General features: G+C 33.6%; 22 protein-coding genes and 1 tRNA gene. 12 read left to right on the forward strand and 11 right to left on the reverse strand.

The genetic code is table 11. The annotated features are described in order from the left end of the window. The first annotated feature begins 44 nt into the window (after positions 1–44). Entirely contained in the window at positions 45–980 is a 936-nt protein-coding gene (locus PKK00_06645; protein ID HNW98072.1) for a hypothetical protein, read from the forward strand. Between the two features lie 74 nt (positions 981–1,054). Here PKK00_06645 and PKK00_06650 read toward each other — a convergent pair whose 3' ends face one another. From PKK00_06650 to PKK00_06680, 7 genes are all read right to left on the reverse strand, one after another. Beyond that, on the reverse strand, positions 1,055–1,633 hold the full coding sequence (locus tag PKK00_06650) for a ferritin family protein (GenBank protein ID HNW98073.1): 579 nt from the start codon (positions 1,631–1,633) through the stop codon (positions 1,055–1,057). 204 nt (positions 1,634–1,837) lie between these two features. Then, a complete protein-coding gene (locus tag PKK00_06655; GenBank protein ID HNW98074.1) occupies positions 1,838–4,297 on the reverse strand; it encodes a TonB-dependent receptor in 2,460 nt (819 codons plus the stop codon). A gap of 6 nt (positions 4,298–4,303) precedes the next feature. Then, positions 4,304–4,798: a redoxin domain-containing protein gene (locus PKK00_06660; GenBank protein HNW98075.1), complete on the reverse strand. Its 495-nt coding sequence runs from the start codon at positions 4,796–4,798 to the stop codon at positions 4,304–4,306. A gap of 248 nt (positions 4,799–5,046) precedes the next feature. Next, on the reverse strand, positions 5,047–5,730 hold the full coding sequence (locus PKK00_06665) for a (Fe-S)-binding protein (protein ID HNW98076.1): 684 nt from the start codon (positions 5,728–5,730) through the stop codon (positions 5,047–5,049). 89 nt (positions 5,731–5,819) lie between these two features. Then, positions 5,820–6,989: a cysteine desulfurase family protein gene (locus tag PKK00_06670; GenBank protein HNW98077.1), complete on the reverse strand. Its 1,170-nt coding sequence runs from the start codon at positions 6,987–6,989 to the stop codon at positions 5,820–5,822. Then, the gene (locus PKK00_06675; GenBank protein ID HNW98078.1) at positions 6,989–7,690 is read right to left on the reverse strand and encodes a GTP-binding protein; all 702 of its coding nucleotides are present in this window, start codon (positions 7,688–7,690) and stop codon (positions 6,989–6,991) included. The genes PKK00_06670 and PKK00_06675 overlap by 1 nt, the downstream gene beginning before the upstream one ends. Continuing rightward, a complete protein-coding gene (locus PKK00_06680; protein ID HNW98079.1) occupies positions 7,687–8,517 on the reverse strand; it encodes an ATP-binding cassette domain-containing protein in 831 nt (276 codons plus the stop codon). Before PKK00_06680 ends, PKK00_06675 begins: the two co-directional genes overlap by 4 nt. Before the next feature lie 142 nt (positions 8,518–8,659). On the opposite strand from PKK00_06680, the gene PKK00_06685 reads away from it, so the two are divergent. The 11 genes from PKK00_06685 to PKK00_06735 all read left to right on the forward strand — a co-directional run bounded on the left by PKK00_06685 (position 8,660) and on the right by PKK00_06735 (position 17,526). Further along, positions 8,660–9,340 carry a Crp/Fnr family transcriptional regulator gene (locus PKK00_06685; protein HNW98080.1) on the forward strand — a complete coding sequence of 227 codons (681 nt, stop codon included), beginning with the start codon at positions 8,660–8,662 and terminating at the stop codon, positions 9,338–9,340. Position 9,341: 1 nt separating this feature from the next. Further along, positions 9,342–9,749, forward strand: coding sequence for an Rrf2 family transcriptional regulator (locus PKK00_06690; GenBank protein ID HNW98081.1), 408 nt, complete (start codon positions 9,342–9,344; stop codon positions 9,747–9,749). 46 nt (positions 9,750–9,795) lie between these two features. Next, entirely contained in the window at positions 9,796–10,452 is a 657-nt protein-coding gene (locus PKK00_06695; protein HNW98082.1) for an HD domain-containing protein, read from the forward strand. Positions 10,453–10,475: 23 nt separating this feature from the next. Further along, on the forward strand, positions 10,476–11,237 hold the full coding sequence (locus tag PKK00_06700) for a sulfite exporter TauE/SafE family protein (GenBank protein ID HNW98083.1): 762 nt from the start codon (positions 10,476–10,478) through the stop codon (positions 11,235–11,237). A 103-nt stretch (positions 11,238–11,340) separates the two neighbouring features. Next, positions 11,341–12,060, forward strand: a complete 720-nt coding sequence (locus PKK00_06705) for a DUF4476 domain-containing protein (GenBank protein HNW98084.1) — start codon at positions 11,341–11,343, stop codon at positions 12,058–12,060. 438 nt (positions 12,061–12,498) lie between these two features. Then, positions 12,499–13,725, forward strand: a complete 1,227-nt coding sequence (locus PKK00_06710) for a beta-ketoacyl synthase N-terminal-like domain-containing protein (protein HNW98085.1) — start codon at positions 12,499–12,501, stop codon at positions 13,723–13,725. A gap of 58 nt (positions 13,726–13,783) precedes the next feature. Beyond that, on the forward strand, positions 13,784–15,928 hold the full coding sequence (locus PKK00_06715) for a Tex family protein (protein HNW98086.1): 2,145 nt from the start codon (positions 13,784–13,786) through the stop codon (positions 15,926–15,928). A gap of 68 nt (positions 15,929–15,996) precedes the next feature. Beyond that, complete coding sequence (locus PKK00_06720) at positions 15,997–16,659, forward strand: outer membrane beta-barrel protein (GenBank protein HNW98087.1); 663 nt, start codon at positions 15,997–15,999, stop codon at positions 16,657–16,659. A gap of 58 nt (positions 16,660–16,717) precedes the next feature. Beyond that, positions 16,718–16,792 (forward strand) — tRNA-Val (locus PKK00_06725). 27 nt (positions 16,793–16,819) lie between these two features. Further along, complete coding sequence (locus PKK00_06730) at positions 16,820–17,104, forward strand: GIY-YIG nuclease family protein (protein HNW98088.1); 285 nt, start codon at positions 16,820–16,822, stop codon at positions 17,102–17,104. Between the two features lie 98 nt (positions 17,105–17,202). Beyond that, positions 17,203–17,526, forward strand: a complete 324-nt coding sequence (locus PKK00_06735) for a hypothetical protein (GenBank protein HNW98089.1) — start codon at positions 17,203–17,205, stop codon at positions 17,524–17,526. On the opposite strand, the gene PKK00_06740 is transcribed toward PKK00_06735, so the two are convergent. Genes PKK00_06740 through PKK00_06755 form a run of 4 tightly spaced genes read right to left on the reverse strand, consistent with a single transcriptional unit; the run spans position 17,523 to position 20,803 of the window. Beyond that, positions 17,523–18,842 carry a Mur ligase family protein gene (locus tag PKK00_06740; protein ID HNW98090.1) on the reverse strand — a complete coding sequence of 440 codons (1,320 nt, stop codon included), beginning with the start codon at positions 18,840–18,842 and terminating at the stop codon, positions 17,523–17,525. The two genes, PKK00_06735 and PKK00_06740, sit on opposite strands and share 4 nt — an antisense overlap. Continuing rightward, entirely contained in the window at positions 18,842–19,693 is an 852-nt protein-coding gene (locus PKK00_06745; GenBank protein ID HNW98091.1) for a hypothetical protein, read from the reverse strand. The genes PKK00_06740 and PKK00_06745 overlap by 1 nt, the downstream gene beginning before the upstream one ends. Next, complete coding sequence (locus PKK00_06750) at positions 19,686–20,087, reverse strand: biopolymer transporter ExbD (protein HNW98092.1); 402 nt, start codon at positions 20,085–20,087, stop codon at positions 19,686–19,688. The genes PKK00_06745 and PKK00_06750 overlap by 8 nt, the downstream gene beginning before the upstream one ends. Then, complete coding sequence (locus PKK00_06755; GenBank protein ID HNW98093.1) at positions 20,084–20,803, reverse strand: MotA/TolQ/ExbB proton channel family protein; 720 nt, start codon at positions 20,801–20,803, stop codon at positions 20,084–20,086. Before PKK00_06755 ends, PKK00_06750 begins: the two co-directional genes overlap by 4 nt. Between the last annotated feature and the right edge of the window lie 67 nt (positions 20,804–20,870).

Genomic DNA, 20,870 nt, shown 5'->3' on the forward strand with positions numbered 1-20,870 from the left:
ATTAATGAAAAAGAAAAGAATTATAAACTAAAAAACGATAAACCATGAAAACAAATTTTTTTAAACTGGTTGTAATCTTTACCGCAGCTGTAGCTTTAAGCATATCAGGCTGCAAAAAAGACAGGGACGAAAACGACGAAACCAATTCCAATTCATTACAGCAACTTTCGAAAGATGAAGTTGCCATCGAAAATGCCACAGGTGATGTGCTTAAAGATGCAAATAGTGTTCTTTCGGGTAATTCAGGAAAAGCAATTTCCCAGCTTCCATGCAATGTTACTATTGATTCCACGAGTATCGTAAATGACACTATTATATACTCCATCACTTACAACGGACTTAATTGTGCAGGAAACCTATACAGAGTAGGAAATGCACAGGTTAAAAAGAACATCAACACCCATTGGTGTGATGCAGGTGCAAAAGTTACCATCAGCCTTATAAATCTTAAAATCACTCGGGTTTCCGACCAGAAATGGGTAATTTTAAACGGAACAAAAACATATGAAAATGTAACTGGTGGATTTTTGATACAATTAGGTACTGCATACACAACTATTATTCATAAAGCAATCGGTACTCTTCAAGCTACATTTGATGATAACACAACCCGTACTTGGAACCTGGCACGACAAATCACTTATACAGGAACAATAGGTTTATATGTGATAACCGAAGACGGTTTGGGTTCTGCTGACGGATATGATAATCTGGTATGCTGGGGTAAAAACAGAGACGATAATCATTTCTATACTCAAATTACTACATCTACTGTATTCAAACAAGCTTGCGGATGGGATCCTTGCTCAGGAGTTAAAGTTCATCAAATTCCTGATGACCAAAACAAAAAAGCTACAGTTACTTTTGGTTATGATAACACCAATCAGCTTATCACTAATGGGGATTGCCCTACACGCTTCCGCCTCGATTGGGAAATGAATGGAACAAACGGAGGAACAATTTACTTAGCTCTGCCTTAATAAATGACATGTGTAGAAATACAAATGGCGCAGCGACAAAGTCGCTGCGCCATTTGTATTTCCATTTTATTCTATTAATAATTTTCTTCTCTTAATTGCATATATGCTTTTGGATGTAAACATGCAGGACAGTTTTCCAAAGCTTTTTCTGATTCATATACATATCCGCAATTCAAACATTTCCACCACACCTTACCATTTTTAATAAATACTTTATCTTCTGAAACATTTTGTAATAATTTCATATAACGGCGTTCGTGTTCCGCTTCAACTTTTGAAATCATTTTAAATGCAGTAGCAATTTCAGGAAATCCTTCTTCTTTTGCTACTTCGGCAAAATGCGGATATAATTCGGTCCATTCTTCATGTTCCCCTTCAGCCGCAGCTTTTAAATTTTCTTTTGTTGTTCCTATCACTCCTGCAGGATATGCAGCTGTAATTTCAACAGCTCCTCCTTCAAGAAATTTAAAGAAACGCTTTGCATGTTCTTTTTCCTGACTTGCTGTTTCTGTGAAAATAGCAGCAATCTGCTCATAACCTTCTTTTTTTGCAACACTAGCAAAAAATTCGTAACGGTTACGTGCTTGTGATTCGCCGGCAAATGACTTTAATAAGTTCTGTTCGGTCTTAGTACCTTTTATTGATTTTCCCATATCTATTATTTTTAAAATTTATTTTATTGGCAAATCTAACCAATTTTAATTTTCTTTAAAATTATTCTTTGTAAAATATCTGTTAATTTTTACCAGGGTAATATCCCACTAATGTGTATTATTATTGAGAGCTTAATTCATAAGAATTCTTTGTCAGCATATATCCCCCGCCTCAAAACCGCTTCCCATCATGGAGCGGTTTTATTATTTTATAGTAAACCTAAGTCCGCTATATATAGTCCTTCCTGAAATAGGACCCCAGTTCATCATAGTATCGAAGTGCGTATGATATGGAAGAAAAGGCTCGGTAATAGGGTCACTTTGTTTAAAGCCGAATAAATTCTCAACACCTAAATAAACTTCAATATTGTATTTGAATTCTTTAGATACCTGTACATTTATAACGGTATAGGGTTGTGAATATTTATAGTCGCGTTGTGCAATTTCCGGCATTTTACTTTGATCGGAAATTCTTGCCGGACCATTGAATTGAGTTGTATAATCAAATTTCCATTTATGATTTTTTGTATTATATGAGATCGTTATTAATCCTTTATATTTATTTAATAACGCACGTTCCTGTAATATACCTTCTGTTGTTTGTTTAGCATCATTGATACGATATGCAAGGGTAACGTTAAACTTTTCAACAGGTTCGAAACTTACCTGAACCTGGTAACTGTTCGAAAATGATTTTCCGTTCTTATCTTTTAAATTATAGATATGAGCAACTTCGGGGTCTTCATCAATATCAATTACAACCTGGTTAATAAAATCTGTTCTGTAAATATCCATATCAAAATCTGCTTTGCTTTTAAACAATTTGAATTCCTTATTTAAATTAATTCCATAATTTGCAGCTTGCTCCTGTGCCAGCGGACCTTCTATATCAATTATTCTTTGACTTGCCAGTAACGAAATATTTTCAGAGATCACATTTGCCGAGCGATAACCCAATCCTGCAGAACCTCGCAGAATGGTTGTTTCATTTATATTCCATTTGAAATTTGTTCGCGGTGTGAAAAATAAACCATGAAGATTGCTGTAATCGCCGCGTACTCCAAGAATCAAAGTGAATACATCCATACTATTATATGTATATTCAAAGAATGCTCCTTTAACCCATTCGCGCCTGTTGAAATTATACAACACCGGATTCAGGTCAGTAGTTGGTGAAAGTGTAACCACATCGTGCATGCTTACAACACTTCCTGCCGGTAAGGTTTGGTAAATATATTTAAACTGAACCTGGCTGTAATCTTCAATATAATTATCATACAGGTAACTCAACCCTGTTGAAAATTTATGGTCGGTAGTTCCTATTATTGATTGATAAATTAAATTTGAGTAAAAACTTTTTTCTTCACCGCGGTAATTGTTAACTCCGAAAAAACCTTCCTGATGATGATATATAGATGATAAAATTATACCTAAACTTTTCCATGGTTTGTTGTTAAACATGATCCCGTTTTTCCAGAAAGCTTCGGTACGCTTGGTGTTCATGCCGAAACCATAGGGTAGTGTCATGTTGTTGATTTTCGATGTGTCAAGAACAAAAGTTTTTTTATCATAATCCGTTGTGCCGCCATCACGTTGTTCTTCCAGATATTTAATTCCAAAACGCGAGACATATTTTTGCGGTACCATATAATCCCAACGGTTAAAAATATTGATAGTTTTGAATTTTGGTATATCTAAAAAGTTATCAGGCTTTGTCCAGTGAATTATATTTCCTTCATTGTCGGTAAGCACACTCATGTTGCTCATGTCAACAGCATTGATGGTGGTTGTGTTTATTTTATTTATTGTTTTATTGAATTCACTTCCATGAAGCATGATCATTGTACTAAGTTTGTCATTAATTTTAAGCGAGCCGTTAAGATTAGCTTCCATGCGGGTTTTGTCATTGCCATATAGGTTTACAAAAAACTTTTCTGATGAAGAAGGTTTTTTATATTCCACATTTATCTGTCCTGTTATCGATTCATAGCCGTTAATTACGGAAGATGTTCCTTTTGAAATTTGAATCGATTCCATCCATGAACCCGGTATATAATTCAATCCGAATGTTGAAGCCATCCCGCGAAGCATAGGAATATTCTCGGTTTGAACCTGGCTGTATATTCCGGATAATCCCAACAACTGAATTTGTTTTGCACCTGTAATTGCGTCGGAATACGAAACGTCAACAGAAGCATTGGTTTCAAAACTTTCGGATAAATTGCAACATGCCGCTCTGTATAGTTCGCCTTTATTTACTACCTGAACATCCCGGGCATTCATTTTTGAAAAATAACTTTTGTTGGCTTCCTTGATTTCCGCTGTCTTTAGCTCCTTAGAATCAACTTTCATTTCAACTTCAACTTTTTGCAAATTCTTTTCTACTGAAATTGTATCGGTTTTATATCCCAGCATTTTAAACACCAAATGATAATCAGAAATATTATTTTTTGATATATGGAAGTCCCCATTAATATCGGTAGTAGTTGAAATACTTGTTCCACGCCAGTATACGGTTGCACCAACAACAGGTACATTTGCCTTTGCTTCATTTACAGAATAAACATATCCTGATAAAGTTTGAGAGAAAGCACCAGTTAAAATTGTTCTTAAAATAACAATAGCAACAAAAAAATTTATTGATATATTTTTAAAAAATTTCATTATGTATTAATTTCCTTCTGATAATGCATTGTCAATAGCAGTTTTTAAAGCATCATTATTTGCTTCGTCAGGCGAACCTGCAATAAGAAAAACTTTATGAGATTTGCCTGAGGTAACAACAATTACAGGCATTCCATCACCATAAGGCGAAGTAAAATCATTAGAGAATTTAAAATATAAACCTTCCAGCAAATTATTTTTCTGTACCCATTTTTTTGTTGTATTGCATGAGTTGGCTCCATTATCAAGATAAATTACCCTGATATTTTTTTTGTCAGAAAAATTATTTTTTATCACATTCTTTAAACTTGTTGCACCGGCAAGGCATGAAGGGCATTCATGTTCATATACAAGAACTACAACATTACCCGAATCAATAATATTATATAAGTTTTGTTGAGTACCATTGCAATCTTTTAAATTAAAATCAACAGCGTTATTCTGAGATTTCGACATATATGAGGTAAAAAGCAACATTATAACAAGAAAATATTTTTTCATGACTTTTTTTTACAAATATAAACCTATTTCAAAATGAATAGAAAAGTATATTCAGCGATTAACACATATTTAACAATTTTATAAAATATTTTAATACATATTGTTCACCGAACATGTGTACATATAATAAAAATAGTTCAAAGCATCCATGCTTTAAATAAGAACTGCACAAATTATTAATCCTCGCAGAAACCTTAACCTGCGAGGATCATAATATAAAAATCATTTTACTAAATTGTAATAATGAATTAACCTATCAGCAAGCCTTCAACTCTAACTTTATAGCTTCCGTCTTTAAGTTTTGTTACAGCATTAACAAGACCGCTGTGCCTCCACTGAAGCATACATCTTCTTGGCAAAAACCAATACCGCTGTCCAAGTTGAATTTTATCTTTCGATTCTTTAATGATGCCTTCATAAGCCTGAGAAACATAATAGCCAATATCAACAAAGGCTTCTGTTCTTGGACGAAGCGGACCCGTAACATGCCAATGAATAACACCATTGCGAGCATCCACATCACTCACAACCCCGCAATGAGTAACCGGGCATCCGCACGACATACCCATTGGTCTGCCAATCATGACATCGCCTTTTTTTACTCCAAGTTCTTTTACCAGTGTAGGGTTGTATGGCAGTATCGTTTCTTTTGGTCCCGGTTCACCTTCGAAAACATCAAGGATAAAATCAAAATCACGTTTCAAACTGTCTTTCCATCCCAACTTTTCTCCAAGCCCACCTGTTGCACAGGAATGACAAAACTGATGTTGTGTTACATTTTCCTTTTTTTCAGAAATGTGAATACATTTTTTCAATTCATCATTATTTTGTTCAGCTACATAAGAAAAATCTTTGCATGTTTTATAGCCACATGCGCCACAATCCAAGCCAGGCAGCATTTCCATAATTTTATTTTCAACTTTTGTTTCCATTTTTTTATTATTAAATAATTTTATTTGATAGGTCTGTACTTTAATATCTTTCAATTACATCAGGAATAAAATAATCAGCAATTTTCATTTTAAGAAAATATCGGGTTTAATTTTTTTACTGTATTTGTAAAAGATTCAATAAAATAATCAATATCATCTTCGGTATTGAAGCGACCAATACTTAACCTTATGGCACCACGCGATTCGAACTGGTTACGGCCCATTGCCTGCAAAACATGCGATGCACTTTTAGTTGTATCGTTATTCGAACATGCCGAACCAGTAGAAACAGCAATTCCTTTTTCATCAAGTAAAAGCAATAACCTGATTGTTTCGCCTTCCAATCCACTGATCGCAAAATTTAAATTCGTATGCAATCGCTGTGTCGTACTTCCATTGATATAAAAACCTTCATAATTGTTTTGTAACTCTTCTGCTAATATATTTCTGAGGCAAGAAATACGCTTTGTTTCTGATTCCATTTCATCAATGCACAATTCTGCTGCTTTAGCAAATCCAACAATTCCGGCAATATTCTCAGTAGAAGAACGGATTCCCATTTCCTGACCACCACCATGAAGCAAAGGAGATATTTGAACTTCTTTATTAATGTATAATGCACCAACTCCTTTTGGACCATAAATTTTATGCGCATTAATGGTAAGTAAATCAATATTTGCTTTTACAACATCTATTTCAAGTTTCCCAAAACTTTGACAAGCATCGGAATGAAAATATATTTTTCGTTGCTTGCAAATTTTTCCAACTTCATCAATTGGCTGAATGCTTCCTACTTCGTTATTTGCATGCATTACCGAAACCAAAATGGTTTTTGGATTAATCAATTTTTCCAGCTCTTGATAATCGATCAACCCTTCATTATTAACGGACAGATAGGAAACATAAAACCCTTGTGTTTCGAGCCATTTACAGGTATTTAATACACAATCATGTTCTATTGATGAAACTATGATATGGTTTCCTTTATTTTTATTTGCAAAAGCAATCCCCTTTAATGCCAGGTTATTTGACTCGGTACCACTGCCTGTAAAAATAATTTCATCTGCAGAAGCATTCAGGTATGATGCAATTTTCTTTCTTGAATAGGTAAGCATTTCTTTTGCTTCAGTACCAAACGAATGAAGGCTTGAAGCGTTTCCAAAATTATCTTTCAGCAAAGGCATCATGGCTTGTAGAACACGTCCATCAAGAGGTGTTGTAGCGGCATTATCCAAATAAATTCTTTTTTCTTTATTCATTATTCACCAACATAAAATAATTCCTGTTCCATTGTTCTTAGAACACCGAAATGATTTTTCGCACCAATTTCTTTTTTCCCAACGCAAATAGTACAAGTTCCTACAGGTGGATTTCCTTTCAAGAACATAGGTTGTTCAATGTCTTTAGTATTTAAAATATCGCGTACAATCGGGTCAATACCGATTCCGTACAATGCATTGCTTTCAACAACTTTAATATCTTTTGCTGCTTCAAGAATACGGTAACGGAACACTTCACGTTCCGCCTGTGAAATCAAATCAATTTTTGTAACAACGCTAATATCTGCCAACGTCAGCATTGGACCAATTTTTCTCGGTAAATTCATTCCGCTGGTTGCCTCGAGAACAACAATTCCCAATGAATTTTCGATATAAGGAGAACATCGAAGGCAAAGACCTGCTGTTTCAACAAATAGATATTCGGCACCTTCTTTCTCAGCCCACTCAACTACTTCATCAAGCACAACCACATTGCAATGGTCGGGACAAAGTTCACCTGAATATATTTTTTTTGTTGGAATACCAAATTCATTTTTCAGTTGCTCATCTTCATCAGCAAACAATACATCAATTTTTAAATAAGCAGGTTTTAAATTTTTCTTGATGATTTTTCTTATTACCTGTCTTATTACTGTTGTTTTACCGCAAGTTGGTGGTCCTGCAAAAATTAATAGTTTCATATGTTTCTCCTTTTTAAATAAATTTGATAACTCATTGCTAAATCTTTTATCTGTTCACTAAAAATTAAATCGGTAATCTCTTCTCCTGCCCTTATTAGTTTTCTGAATTCGAGCATTACATCATCAATTTTTTTCAAACCTATTGCTGCCATTTTTTCTTCGGCATTGGTGGTAATCATTTTTTGCATTGCACCATGTTCCATTATGATTCTAAAATCTGAAAGCAATGCGATTCGGGGATCATGAGTTACAAACACAAATATTTTCTCATACTTTTTTAATAATTTCAATGCTTTGGTTCTATGAATCCCTGCATTTTCGATTTCATCAAGCAAAATGATTGGTGAATGACCAATAATTACCGCATCGGCAATTAATAAAGAACGTGTTTGCCCGCCTGATAATTCAGTCATTGAAGTTTCTCTTATTATCGCCTCACCTGTAAGCTGGTTAGCAAAATCGAGTGTTTCTTCAATCATTTGTTCGATATTTTCAGATCCTCTAACCTTTGCATGAATATTTAAAAATTCGCCTACGGGCAAGTCAGATAGAAAGTTTGTATGCTGCGAAATCAAAGCAATGGGATGCTTTGAAGGATCGAAAGAAAAATCTTCAGGTATTGGCTCATCATTTATCAGCACCCTCCTTTGCGAAGGAGTATTCTTATTGGCGAATAATTCAATATCGTTAATCAATGTTGTTTTTCCGCAACCAGTAGGTCCGACAATACTTATTATATCACCCATCTTTAATTCAAAACTTTTCACATTTTCAGGGTTTCCATCTTTGCCAATGCCTCCTAATACAGTAATTTTATTTATATCCATAACACATTTTTTAATATTAATTTTATTGTTAAAATTTATTTTACAAATTTATACACAATGTTCACCGATTATGTGTACATTTGTATGAATTATAAAATATTCAATTATTAAAGTTTTAATATAATTTAATTTAAAAAATGATATGAATAAAAGATGTGAAGATTGCCTTTTTAAAAAAATCAGTACTCAATTTTTATCTCAGGATGAATACGAACTAATAAGAAGAACATCGGTACAACTTTCATTTAAAAAGAATGAAATTATTTTTAAGCAAGGTGATAAATCGTCAAACATTGCCTTCCTGTATTCCGGGATAGTGAAGTTTAAATACCAGATTACCCCGGACAGAGATTTTGTTCTTACCGTAGTTTCGGGGCCAAAGTTACTTGGAGGCGCAAATCTTTTCTTCAATGAAACTAATTTATTTTCAATTGAAGCTGTTGAAGATTCTGAAATTTGTTTGATTAATAATAAAGCTCTTTTCAAAATAATTTCCGAGAATAACCGCTATTTTATGACCATTCTTCAAGCTTCTGTTGACATGTATAAATATTCTATTTTTAATTTCATCAACCTTTCTTACAAGCATGTTAACGGTCGTATTGCAGATATACTGCTTTATCTTTCCGACCAGGTTTATAAAAGCGACAATTTTAAATTATGCCTTACACGCAAGGAAATTAGCGAATTTGCAGCATGCTCACCAGCAAATGTTATGACAACAATAAATATGCTTCATAAAGAAGGAATTATTAAAGTTGACAGTAAAAAAATAGAAATTCTTGATCGTAAAAAATTAACTGAAATTAGTAAACTCGGATAATATGCTATCATTCAAAACCAGATATGCCATGCTTGCATTAATACACCTGGCAAAAGAATACGGCAATGGCGCCATACTTATCAGTGAAATTGCAAAAGGTGAAAAAATTCCACAGCGTTATTTGGAAAATATTCTTCTCGATATAAAAAAGATGGGCATTATTGGTAGTAAGCTTGGAAAAGATGGCGGATATTTTTTAAAAAAATCTCCCAACAAAATCGACCTTGCATCTGTTATCCGTCATTTTGAAGGTTCGCTTGCCTTGATTTACTGTGTTTCTGAAAAATCATATCAGTCATGTGAATTCTGTATGAATGAAAAGAAATGTAAGCTTCGGAATGTATTTAAAGATATCCGGGATTATACAAATAAGAAACTCAGCAAAACAAAACTTTCCGATTTAATTTAACAACTGCAAACATTTTCACTAATTTTGGTTCATTAGATTTTTAATAATGAACCATAAAGAAATAATTTACCTAACAGAAAATTTTGTTAAAGCAAATTTGCAAAATGCTGAAGGAGGCCATGACTGGCTGCATACAGAACGCGTCAGGAAAATGGCTTTATATATTTCTGAAAAAGAAAATTCAGATAATTTTATTGTTGAACTTGCTGCTTTACTTCATGATATTGCCGATGCAAAATTCCATAATGGCGATGAAAATATTGGTCCGCAGAAAGCAAAAGAATTTCTGAAAACTTTAAATGTTAATGAAAAAATAATTTCAGAAGTTGAAAATGTTGTTCGTTATGTTTCTTTTAAATCAGAAAACAATTTGTATAAAAATAAAACAAAAGAATTTCTTGTAGTTCAAGATGCCGACAGGCTCGATGCTATGGGAGCTATAGGCATAGCAAGAGCTTTTAATTACGGAGGGTTTAAAAACAGGGAAATGTATAACCCTGAAATAAAACCTAATTTAAATATGAGCAAAGAAGAATATAAAAAAAGTAATGCTCCAACCATTAACCATTTTTATGAAAAACTTTTATTGCTTAAAAACCTCATGAATACTGATACTGCAAAATTAATTGCTGAGCAACGCCATCAATTCATGGAAATATTTCTTGAACAATTTTATAATGAAATCAATCTAATTAAAATTTAATATTCAACATTTACCATTAAAAAATGGAATATTACAATTATATAATTGCTTTCTTTGCCGCATTGGCTGCAGGTTTTGTTAATGCTATTGCAGGAGGTGGGACATTAATAACATTTCCTGTTTTGGTTGCATTGGGCATTCCTCCGGTTGCTGCAAATATTACAAATACCATTGCTCTTTGTCCCGGCTACTTTGGCGGTACATACGCTCAGCGAAAAGATTTTTTATCGCAAAAAACACATTTGTGGTTTGTTATTCCTTCAGCTATCATAGGTGGAATATGTGGCGGAGTTCTTCTTTTATGCACATCAGAAAATACCTTTCGAATATTTATTCCCTATTTAATTCTAACAGCTACTATAATTCTTGCTTTGCAAAAAATTTTAAAAAATTATATCTCTAAACGAAAACCAATAAATACAAGCAAAAAATCAAGTTATTTTTTAATCATCATTTTTGTTTTCTTCTCATCAATATATGGTGGTTATTTCGGTGCCGGGCTTGGTGTAATTCTAATGGCAATATTCGGGTTAATCTTCAACGACTCGCTTATACGGATTAATGCTTTAAAACAGGCAACATCGTTTTGCATTAATGTTACTGCTGCAATTTACTTTTGCTTTTCAGGTTTGGTAAACTGGCCTATTACATGCACTATGCTCATTGCTGCCCTTTGCGGAGGAACTCTCGGAGGAAAATTAGTTAATAAAATCAATCCCGAAATTTTAAGAATAATTATTATAACTGCTGGAATAATCATTTCTATGTTATTTTTTCTGAAATAACTTCAAAGCTTCTTCATTTCAATCTTTTTAAGAATTCAAAAAATTTTGGCATATAAATTGGTTTTTGCATTAAAAATCAAAATAATATTCAGGAGGAACGATTATGAAAAATTTAATTTTTACACTCGCACTATGCTTTAGCATTCTTTCGTTATCAGCTCACCCGGGCATCTCAGAACTACATCTGAAGTTATATAATAATTGCCCTTTTTTTGTAAAGATTGATAACGTACCCTATAACAATATTTCTTCAGCTTTTAAACTCAATCTAAAGCCGGGTAAACATAGTTTATCAGTTTTTGTATTAAATCATGTTGGATTTAATACTGTTCCAATAAAAATATTTTCAGGTAAAATAAATATTATTCCTAATATGAAAATATATTCTATTATAAGCAGACACGGGCATTATAAAGTAATTTATCAAATAAATCGCCTTAACCCTGATGATTCATATAATAATGATGGTTTTGAATATGGAAATTTCAGTGAAGAAGGTTACAACGATGACATGTATTCCGAACCAGATAATACCCCTTATTCAATATCTGATGCAGATTTCATTTCCTGCTTAAGCACTATAAATAATTCTACATTTGAAAGCTCAAAAGTAAAAATTGCAACAGAAGCTATCAATTCAAATTATTTTACTTCTACCCAGATTTTACAAATATTAAAATGTTTCACTTTTGAATCTAGCAAACTTGAAATAGCAAAACTGGCTTACCAAAAAGTAATTGACAAAGAAAATTTTTTTAAAGTAAATGAGGCATTCTCCTTCGACAGCAGTATCGATGAACTTAGCAAATTCATTGCAGGGTAACAAATATCAATATATACAGCAAATAGAATGCTGCCACTTAAAACCTGAATTCAACTTCAGGTTTTTTATTTTTATAATCGTTGTTATTAGTTTTTTAAAAATGATTTAAACGAGTTATGCAAAAAATATTTATTATAAAAAAGTTCTTTGGTCCCCGCTGCAACCTTTTCCTTATCAATATAAATCATTATTATTTTAATCACTTAGAGGTTGTTAAAAATTTATTAAAAACATTCTGATTTTATTTTTAATACTATTATTTCAAAGATGAAGCCCTTTATTTGTGGCTATTTGTCATAACTACGCCCTTAAGTGCGTAGTTAATAAATACCTCAATTATTTGGACTTTAGTACTGAAATTATAAAATTTAAACAACCTTTTACTATTTGGTTAAAAAATGATTTTGTTTACCTTTATGGTTTCTAAACATTATAGTAATGTCATTCCAATTTCAAAAAAATGAGTTAATCGCTATAACCGGTAGCGGTTCAGTTTCGCCACTTGGTTATGACAACGATTTAATATACTCAAAGTATTTAACAAAAGATACGTGTATAGTTAATAAACCTTTTAACAATAAAATTTATCCTGTTGCACCAATATCAAAACAAGCCGAAGAACAGTTAATCAAGCTCATTCTTGAAAACCCAAAATGTAAAAGAATTGATAAGACTGTTCTGATGGCAATGAAAGCTGCAAAGATAGCTTTTGACCAGTCAGGATGGTCAGCTTCTTCAGCTAGAACTACCGGGATTAATTTTGGATCTTCACGAGGATCAACAGCTTTGTTTGAAGAATTACATGAAGAGTTTCTAAGGGACAGAAATAAAAAAACAGCTATCTCAACCTCGCCATTAACAACTTTAGGTTATGTTTCAAATAATGTAGCATCCTACTTAAATACTTCAGGACCGGTAATAAATACTTCAATTACATGTAGCACCGGGATACAGGCTATTTGCAATGCTATTGCATGGATACGTTCGGGAATGGCAAACCGCTTCATTGTTGGTGGAACCGAAGCTCCTATTACAAAATTCACTATTGCACAAGTTGAAGCTTTAGGAATTTATTCAAAATTATTGAATGAAAAATATCCTTGCGCTCCATTATTCATTGAAAGAAAAGGTGTAAACACTTTTGTTTTAGGCGAAGGTGCTGCTGCTTTGGCAATTGAAAAATTAAATATTCTTGAAGTCAAACAACGTAAACCTCTTGCAATAATTGAGTCTGTAGGATTTTCATACGAGAAGCCACCTTCATTAACAGGACTTTCTGAAGATGGTTCTCTTATCGCTTCATCAATGAAAATGGCTACTCAACAAATGCTGACTGATAATAACGTTGATCTGATAATGTTACATTGTCCCGGGACAGTTAAAGGTGACGAAGCCGAACTCAACGCTGTACATAATGTTTTTTGTAATGATATACCAAATTTATTTTCAAACAAATGGAAAATCGGTCACTCTTATGCAGCATCGCCAGCTCTTAGTGTTGCATTGGGAATTATGTGCATACAAAATAATTATTCACCTAGTTTTCCATACGCTACCGAAATAAAAAATCGTCAACGAAATATCCGTAAAGTGATGATTAATGCTACAGGCTTCGGAGGAAATGCCACATCAGTTATTATTTCTCATCCCGACCTATTCAGTTAATTTAATGAATTACATATTCAATTTAATATTTTAATTTTGTAGAAATATCATTATTCCTATGAAACAGGAACATATTACTTGCATTGCAAAAGAATTAAACATACAGGAAAAACAAGTTGAAAACACGCTATCATTGCTTACAAGCGGAGCAACTATTCCTTTTATAGCACGATATCGTAAAGAAGTTACCGGTTGTCTTGACGAAGTACAGATAGCAGCAATTCGCGATAGGTATAACCAGCTTATTGAAATTGACAAACGTCGTGATGCCATCATCAATTCTATCCGCGAACAGGAAAAGCTTACTAATGAAATTGAAAAGCAATTAAACGAAGCCACCACACTTTCAGAACTTGAAGATATTTATTTACCTTTCAAACCAAAACGTAAAACCCGCGCTACCATTGCCATTGCAAAAGGACTTGAACCTCTTGCAAAAATTATCATGTCGCAGAAAAATGATGATATCAATTTGCAAGCTTCAAAATTTATCAATGAAGAAAAAGGCGTAAAATCAGAAGAGGAAGCTATTTCAGGAGCATGTGATATTATTGCTGAATGGATTAATGAACACCAGTTCACCCGAAAACGCTTGCGGAATTTATTTGAGAAAGAAGCTATCATTACTTCAAAAATCATTAAAGGAAAAGAAACAGACGGTGCTAATTATAAAAATTATTTCGATTGCAGTGAACGATTAATGAAAGCCCCATCGCATCGTGTACTTGCCATGTTCCGCGGAGAAACAGAAGGTTTCTTAAAAATTACCATTTCACCTGAAGAACAAAAAGCAATTGAAATAATTGAATCCATATTTCTGAAAGCAAATAATGAAGCGTCACAATTTGTAAAAAGCGCTATACGCGATAGCTACAAGCGACTTCTATTACCTTCACTCGATACCGAAATCCGACAAGTATCAAAAGAAAAAGCAGATAAAGAAGCTATAAAAGTTTTTACAGAAAACCTGAAACAACTGCTGATGGCTCCGCCACTGGGACAAAAAAGCGTATTGGCAATTGATCCCGGATTTAGAACCGGATGTAAGGTTGTGTGCCTTGATAAACATGGGAAACTTTTACATAACGAAACTATATTCCCGCATCCCCCGGAAAACCAGGTAAAGCAATCCGTAAACAAAATTGAAAGTCTAGTAAATGCTTATAAAATTGAAGCTATCGCAATTGGAAACGGAACAGCCGGAAGAGAAACAGAACGGTTTATAAAAAGTATTCGTTTTAATAAACCCATCGTTGCACTTGTTGTAAATGAAAGCGGCGCTTCGGTTTATTCGGCTTCGGCTATTGCACGCGAAGAGTTTCCGGAATACGATGTTACAGTTCGTGGCGCTGTTTCTATTGGCAGAAGATTAACTGACCCATTGGCAGAACTTGTAAAGATTGACCCTAAATCGATTGGCGTTGGGCAATACCAGCATGATGTGAATCAAAATGAATTGCAGAATAGTTTGAATGATGTTGTTGAAAGCTGCGTGAATGCTGTAGGTGTTGAAATCAACACAGCAAGCAAACAACTGCTGACTTACGTATCGGGCGTTGGTCCTGCTTTAGCGCAAAACATTATTGATTACCGGAATAAAAACGGCGCATTCAAATCACGAAAAGAATTCAGGAAAGTTACACGCTTCGGTGAAAAAGTTTTTGAGCAGGCTGCCGGTTTCCTTCGCATTCATGATGCTGAAAACATTCTCGACCAAAGTGCAGTACATCCCGAAAGTTATCATGTAGTGAAAGCAATGGCAGAAAAATTAAATTGCGAAATAAATGATCTGGTTGCGAATGAAGATGTCAGAAAAAAAATAAACATCAACGATTTTGTAACGGAAACCATTGGTATTCCTACATTGAACGATATCATGAGCGAACTCGCGAAACCCGGCCGCGACCCAAGAAAGAAATTCGATTTCTTCGAATTCGATAATAATGTACATTCCATTAAAGATCTAAAAGAAGGGATGATACTTCCGGGCATTATTACCAACATCACTGCTTTCGGTGCTTTTGTTGATATTGGCGTACACCAGGATGGGCTTGTTCACATAAGCCAGCTTGCCAACCAATTTGTAAGCAACCCAAATGATTTGGTAAAACTGAATCAGAAAGTAAAAGTTAAAGTTCTTGAAATCGACATCGACAGGAAAAGGATTTCTCTTTCAATGAAAGATGTTGAAAATATTTCCTGATCAATAATTTATTCATCAAAACTTCGTTTTATTACTTTTGCAGAAAACTTGAACCATATAATTACAGGATGAATTCTTACTTAAAAATATTTACCTCGACTATTTTACTGGTTTTTATTTCACTTGCTTCGAATTCACAAAGCATCAGGGGCGGATTGATATGCGGGTTTAACAAAACTCAAGTTGATGGTGATGAAGTATATGGCTACCATAAGTATGGTTTAAATACTGGAGCCTTTGCTTCTGTACCTATTAAGAAAAAATTTTCATTCAGTATTGAAATATTATACAATCAGAAAGGCAGTTACCAAAAAGCGTGGCTTATTGATTCAGTAAAAAACGGAGCCTATAAACTTATCCTTAATTACCTTGATGTTCCTGTTCTTTTCCAATATGAAGATAAAGATATCATAAAATTCGGAACAGGTTTTTCCTGGGGACGCCTTGTTGATTTTGGCGAATGGGAGCACAAACAAAAAATTAATTGGGATACCCCTACCGGTCCTTATAAAAAATCGGATATTGATTTTATTTTTGACGTACAGCTTAGACTAATACAAGGTTTTTCATTTGATATGAGATATGCATATTCTGTTGCTAAGATCAGAACGAGAATTTTTCTTACAGGAGAAAAACGCAATCAGTTCAATAACCTTATCACACTAAGGCTTATGTATACTTTCAGGGATAAACCCATGCCTAAGCCGAAAAAGGATAAAGACAAAGAATAAAAAACTTTTTGGTTTTTATAAAAATACTTTTATCTTTGCACTCCCAATTAATGATTAAGGGAGTTTAGCTCAGCTGGTTCAGAGCACCTGCCTTACAAGCAGGGGGTCACTGGTTCGAACCCAGTAACTCCCACAAAGCCGCAGAAAAGCGGCTTTTTTTATGGGGCACTTTGTTTACATTTTATATAGTACAAAAGCTGATCGTTATTATGTTGGTGAAACCTGCAACCTCGAAGAACGTTTAAAAATGCATAACTCAGGGTTTTTCAAAGGTTCTTTCACGAAACAAGCTAATGATTGGAATATTGTTTTTTCATTGGAATGCAATGATATTAATATCGCAAGAAGAATTGAACTGTATATTAAAAAAATGAAAAGCCGCAAATATATTGAAAACCTTATTCATTCACCTGACATTATTAAATCTCAATTTGAAAATTTTTAATTGAATATAGCAGGGGGTCTCTGCCCCGATGAATCGGGACGAACCCAGTAACTCCCACAAAGCCGCAGAAAAGCGGCTTTTTTTATATTATTCAGATTATGAAGATTAAAGCTTCAACATTTATTGTAATTGGAAATTCAGTTGGAATTATTCTTCAGTTTCTTGCAATTATTTTCGGATATTTTAGAAAAGAATTATTTGGAATTGAACCAGGATATGCACCACATAATTTTAGTTTTAATATTGGTTTAATTCTTCCATTAACATTCCTTTCTCTATCTATCACTTTTATAATAGCTATTATTACATTCGTTAGATGGAAAAAATTACCGACAATACATTTTATATATGGAACATTTCCATTTATTATTTTCATGTTTTATTTCTTACTCCAATCGTGGTGGATAGCATATAATCATTAACATATAATATCAGCCACCACAAAAGTGCTTCCGCCAATATAAATCAAATCATTTTTTGTTGCATGTGATTGTGCTGCCTTATATGCATTCTGAACCGAACCGTAAGCAGTCCCGTTCAAGTTATATTTTTTTGCTTCAGTCAATAGTTCATTATCATCCAAAGCTCTGGGCACACTGGCTTTACAGAAATAATACATTGCATTTTCGGGAAGAAGTGGCAAAATTTTATGAATATCTTTATCGTTAACCACTCCAAAAACGATATGTAATTTATGATAGGAAATTTTTTGTAATTGTTTTAACACTTCATTAATGCCGTCAACATTATGACCAGTATCGCAAAAGGTTAAAGGATTGTCGGAAAGTTTTTGCCAGCGTCCTAAAATACCTGTATTTCTTACCACTTTCGCAAATCCATCTAAAATATTTTTTTGTTTTAAATCGTATCCTAGCTTATTCAATACATCTACAACAGTACAAACAGTAATAATATTTTTAGTTTGATAATTACCTGTAAGCTCCGAAACAATTTTAAAATCATTTTTAAAAAACACTGAACATATAGAATTATCAAGCGGTTGAAGCATTAATTCAAGCAAAGGTTGCATTTCAAATTTTTGTAAGATATTTTTTACTTCAAAATGCTTATCCGCAAAAAATATTTCTGATTTTTTTTCTTTGGCTTTTGCTAGAAAAATTTTTCCTGAATGTTCTTGTGTCTCTCCTATTATTACAGGAATATTTTCTTTAATTATTCCTGCTTTTTCTATTGCAATTTTTTCAAGCGTATCGCCTAACAAATTGCTGTGATCCCAACTGATATTGGTAATTACAGAAACTTCAGGAGTTATAATATTTGTTGAATCGAGCCTGCCACCTAGTCCTGTTTCAATTATAGCAATTTCAACTTTTTCATTTCTGAAATAATCAAATGCCAATCCAACTGTCCACTCAAAAAAAGAAGGTTTTATTTTTTCAAATTCTGTTTTATAATGTTCAACAAAATCGACAACATATTTTTCAGAAATCATTTGTCCGTTTATCTTTATCCGTTCGCGGAAATCCTTCAAATGCGGCGATGTATACAATCCTGTTTTAAAACCGCATTCCTGCATTATGGAAGCAAGAAAATGCGATACCGAACCTTTGCCATTGGTTCCGGCAATATGAATGGACTTAAAAGATAAATGAGGCTTTTTTAAAAGTTCGGATATGGCTATAGTATTATTTAAATCGGCTTTGTATGCCGCCGCTCCTACACGATGAAACATGGGTAATTGCTCATACAAATAATCCAGCGTTTGCCGATAATCCATTAATTTAATTTAAGAAAAACATAAGTAATGGTTCCTATCTGTTCAATAGGAGCATTGCTTTTTGAATCGAATGAAGATTTAAGTGCCGCAGCTTCACATTGCTTACGAAGAGTTGTATTGGCTATAGTTGTACCTTTTGCACCAGCTTTTGCAGTAACCACATTTCCTTTTTTATCTACGGTTACAGTAACTACAATTTTCCCTTCATCATCATCATTATATACAGGCTTGGCAAGATTTTTTAATTTCCTTCCTTTTATGTCGTATGAAATTCCGGGACCTGTACCAGGACCGTTTCCGGGACCATTACCTGTACCTACACCACCACCGGTTCCACCACCATTGCCTTCACCACCATCTCCTAAATAATTTTTCGATGTTAAATTACCATTAGGATTTCCCTGGTTTCCTGAACCACCTGCAATTCCTTCGCTTTTATTCTTCTTTCCTTTATAAAGTCCTTTAGGGTCAATAGTAGGCGTAGTAGCAGTTGTTACTTCAGGTTTTACATTTTTATTATTATCGTCTTTTGTAATGGTTGAAACAGTTTCCGATTCGCTGTTTTCCTGTGTAACATAACTATCAGGTGTAAAAAGTTTAACAGGTTTTTCATTTACAAAATCAGGCATTGATAAATCAGCAATCTGTTCACTGCCTATTCCGGTTTCAGAATTTCCAAGATTAACTTCAATTCCCATACCTGGTCCGCCACCTCCCGGTTCTATTGGAGGTATAGGTGTTTTAAAAATAAATAATATGAAAAACAAAAGAAGTAATCCATGAAAAACTACGGTGCCTATTAAACCGGCATACCAGTAGTTATCTGACTTATATGTTGCGTCACTAGCCATTAAGCGTTTTAGTAGCTAAAATCATTTTAACATTCAGTTTATTTCCAATCTGAAGCACATCAACCAAATCCTGTATCGATAATGCATTATCAACACGCAAAACAACAATGGCATCTGACGAACCTTTTATTTCTTCTGCAAGCAGAACTTCTAAATTATCTTTTGTTGTTTCAGTGTTTCCAATATAATAACGTTTATCTTTTGTTATTGATAATGCCACTTCCTTTTTATGCATTGCCTGACTGCTTTTAGAATTGGGCAAAGTAAGTTTAATCACGCTTGGATTAAGGATTGTTGACATGATAATAAAGAACAGCATCAGAAAGAACATTATGTCGTTCATAGCTGAAGTGCTGACTTCAGCACCTATTTTTTTTCTTTTTCTCAGGTTCATTTTGTTGGCTCCTGTAATAAATCCATGAATTCAACGGCAGCATGCTCCATTTTCTGTACTGCTTTTTCAATCATTATATTTAACCAATGATAAAAAATAAATGATATAACTCCAACTATCAATCCTGCTGCACTTGATACCATTTTTGTATATAAGCCTGCTGAAACACTATTTATACTTACATCACCCGATAGAGAAATATCGTGAAAAATTTTGATTACACCTATAATTGTTCCCACAAAACCAAGCATTGGAGCTACTCCAGCACAGATTGAAAGAATAACTAAGTTTCTTTCAAGTTTATAAACTTCAAATTTTCCTATAATTTCTATTGCTTCTTCAATTTCTTTGAGCGGACGACCAATTCGCATTATCCCTTTTTTTATCATGCTTGCAATAGGCTTATTGGTAGATTTACAAAGTGCCAAAGCTGAATCGACTTTCCCAGCTAAAATGAATTCACGAATGCTATTCATAAAATTACTTTCTTCACGAGTAGCTTTTCTAATTGAAAAATATCGTTCAATAAAAACATAAATCGCAATGATTGAGAGCAATGCTATAGGAATCATAATGACTCCTCCTTTTTCCAGCAGGTCTAAAAATGAAATCGATTCTACAGGTTTTTCAGCAACCGGTGTATTTACAACCTGATTTACTGTTTTGGCTGCTGTGTCAGCAACATTGGTTACTACTTGCAATAATATTCCTAACATGTTTTTTTATTTTTAATGTGTAAATTTAAATAGAATCAACCCATGAAATTTTTCAATCACATATAAA

It is taken from the genome of Bacteroidales bacterium (assembly GCA_035353855.1).
Lineage (GTDB): Bacteria > Bacteroidota > Bacteroidia > Bacteroidales > CG2-30-32-10 > DAOQAK01.

What these genes read in the sequence shown, in the direction of transcription:
- PKK00_06705 (HNW98084.1), top strand. Translation starts at nt 11,341, where the DNA reads ATGAAAAATTTAATTTTTACACTCGCACTATGCTTTAGCATTCTTTCG.
- PKK00_06670 (HNW98077.1), bottom strand. Translation starts at nt 6,989, where the DNA reads ATGAATAAAGAAAAAAGAATTTATTTGGATAATGCCGCTACAACACCT.
- PKK00_06735 (HNW98089.1), top strand. Translation starts at nt 17,203, where the DNA reads ATGAAGATTAAAGCTTCAACATTTATTGTAATTGGAAATTCAGTTGGA.
- PKK00_06715 (HNW98086.1), top strand. Translation starts at nt 13,784, where the DNA reads ATGAAACAGGAACATATTACTTGCATTGCAAAAGAATTAAACATACAG.
- PKK00_06645 (HNW98072.1), top strand. Translation starts at nt 45, where the DNA reads ATGAAAACAAATTTTTTTAAACTGGTTGTAATCTTTACCGCAGCTGTA.
- PKK00_06755 (HNW98093.1), bottom strand. Translation starts at nt 20,803, where the DNA reads ATGTTAGGAATATTATTGCAAGTAGTAACCAATGTTGCTGACACAGCA.
- PKK00_06680 (HNW98079.1), bottom strand. Translation starts at nt 8,517, where the DNA reads ATGGATATAAATAAAATTACTGTATTAGGAGGCATTGGCAAAGATGGA.
- PKK00_06745 (HNW98091.1), bottom strand. Translation starts at nt 19,693, where the DNA reads ATGGCTAGTGACGCAACATATAAGTCAGATAACTACTGGTATGCCGGT.
- PKK00_06690 (HNW98081.1), top strand. Translation starts at nt 9,342, where the DNA reads ATGCTATCATTCAAAACCAGATATGCCATGCTTGCATTAATACACCTG.
- PKK00_06700 (HNW98083.1), top strand. Translation starts at nt 10,476, where the DNA reads ATGGAATATTACAATTATATAATTGCTTTCTTTGCCGCATTGGCTGCA.
- PKK00_06685 (HNW98080.1), top strand. Translation starts at nt 8,660, where the DNA reads ATGAATAAAAGATGTGAAGATTGCCTTTTTAAAAAAATCAGTACTCAA.
- PKK00_06710 (HNW98085.1), top strand. Translation starts at nt 12,499, where the DNA reads ATGTCATTCCAATTTCAAAAAAATGAGTTAATCGCTATAACCGGTAGC.
- PKK00_06655 (HNW98074.1), bottom strand. Translation starts at nt 4,297, where the DNA reads ATGAAATTTTTTAAAAATATATCAATAAATTTTTTTGTTGCTATTGTT.
- PKK00_06720 (HNW98087.1), top strand. Translation starts at nt 15,997, where the DNA reads ATGAATTCTTACTTAAAAATATTTACCTCGACTATTTTACTGGTTTTT.
- PKK00_06650 (HNW98073.1), bottom strand. Translation starts at nt 1,633, where the DNA reads ATGGGAAAATCAATAAAAGGTACTAAGACCGAACAGAACTTATTAAAG.
- PKK00_06730 (HNW98088.1), top strand. Translation starts at nt 16,820, where the DNA reads ATGGGGCACTTTGTTTACATTTTATATAGTACAAAAGCTGATCGTTAT.
- PKK00_06665 (HNW98076.1), bottom strand. Translation starts at nt 5,730, where the DNA reads ATGGAAACAAAAGTTGAAAATAAAATTATGGAAATGCTGCCTGGCTTG.
- PKK00_06675 (HNW98078.1), bottom strand. Translation starts at nt 7,690, where the DNA reads ATGAAACTATTAATTTTTGCAGGACCACCAACTTGCGGTAAAACAACA.
- PKK00_06750 (HNW98092.1), bottom strand. Translation starts at nt 20,087, where the DNA reads ATGAACCTGAGAAAAAGAAAAAAAATAGGTGCTGAAGTCAGCACTTCA.
- PKK00_06660 (HNW98075.1), bottom strand. Translation starts at nt 4,798, where the DNA reads ATGAAAAAATATTTTCTTGTTATAATGTTGCTTTTTACCTCATATATG.
- PKK00_06695 (HNW98082.1), top strand. Translation starts at nt 9,796, where the DNA reads ATGAACCATAAAGAAATAATTTACCTAACAGAAAATTTTGTTAAAGCA.
- PKK00_06740 (HNW98090.1), bottom strand. Translation starts at nt 18,842, where the DNA reads ATGGATTATCGGCAAACGCTGGATTATTTGTATGAGCAATTACCCATG.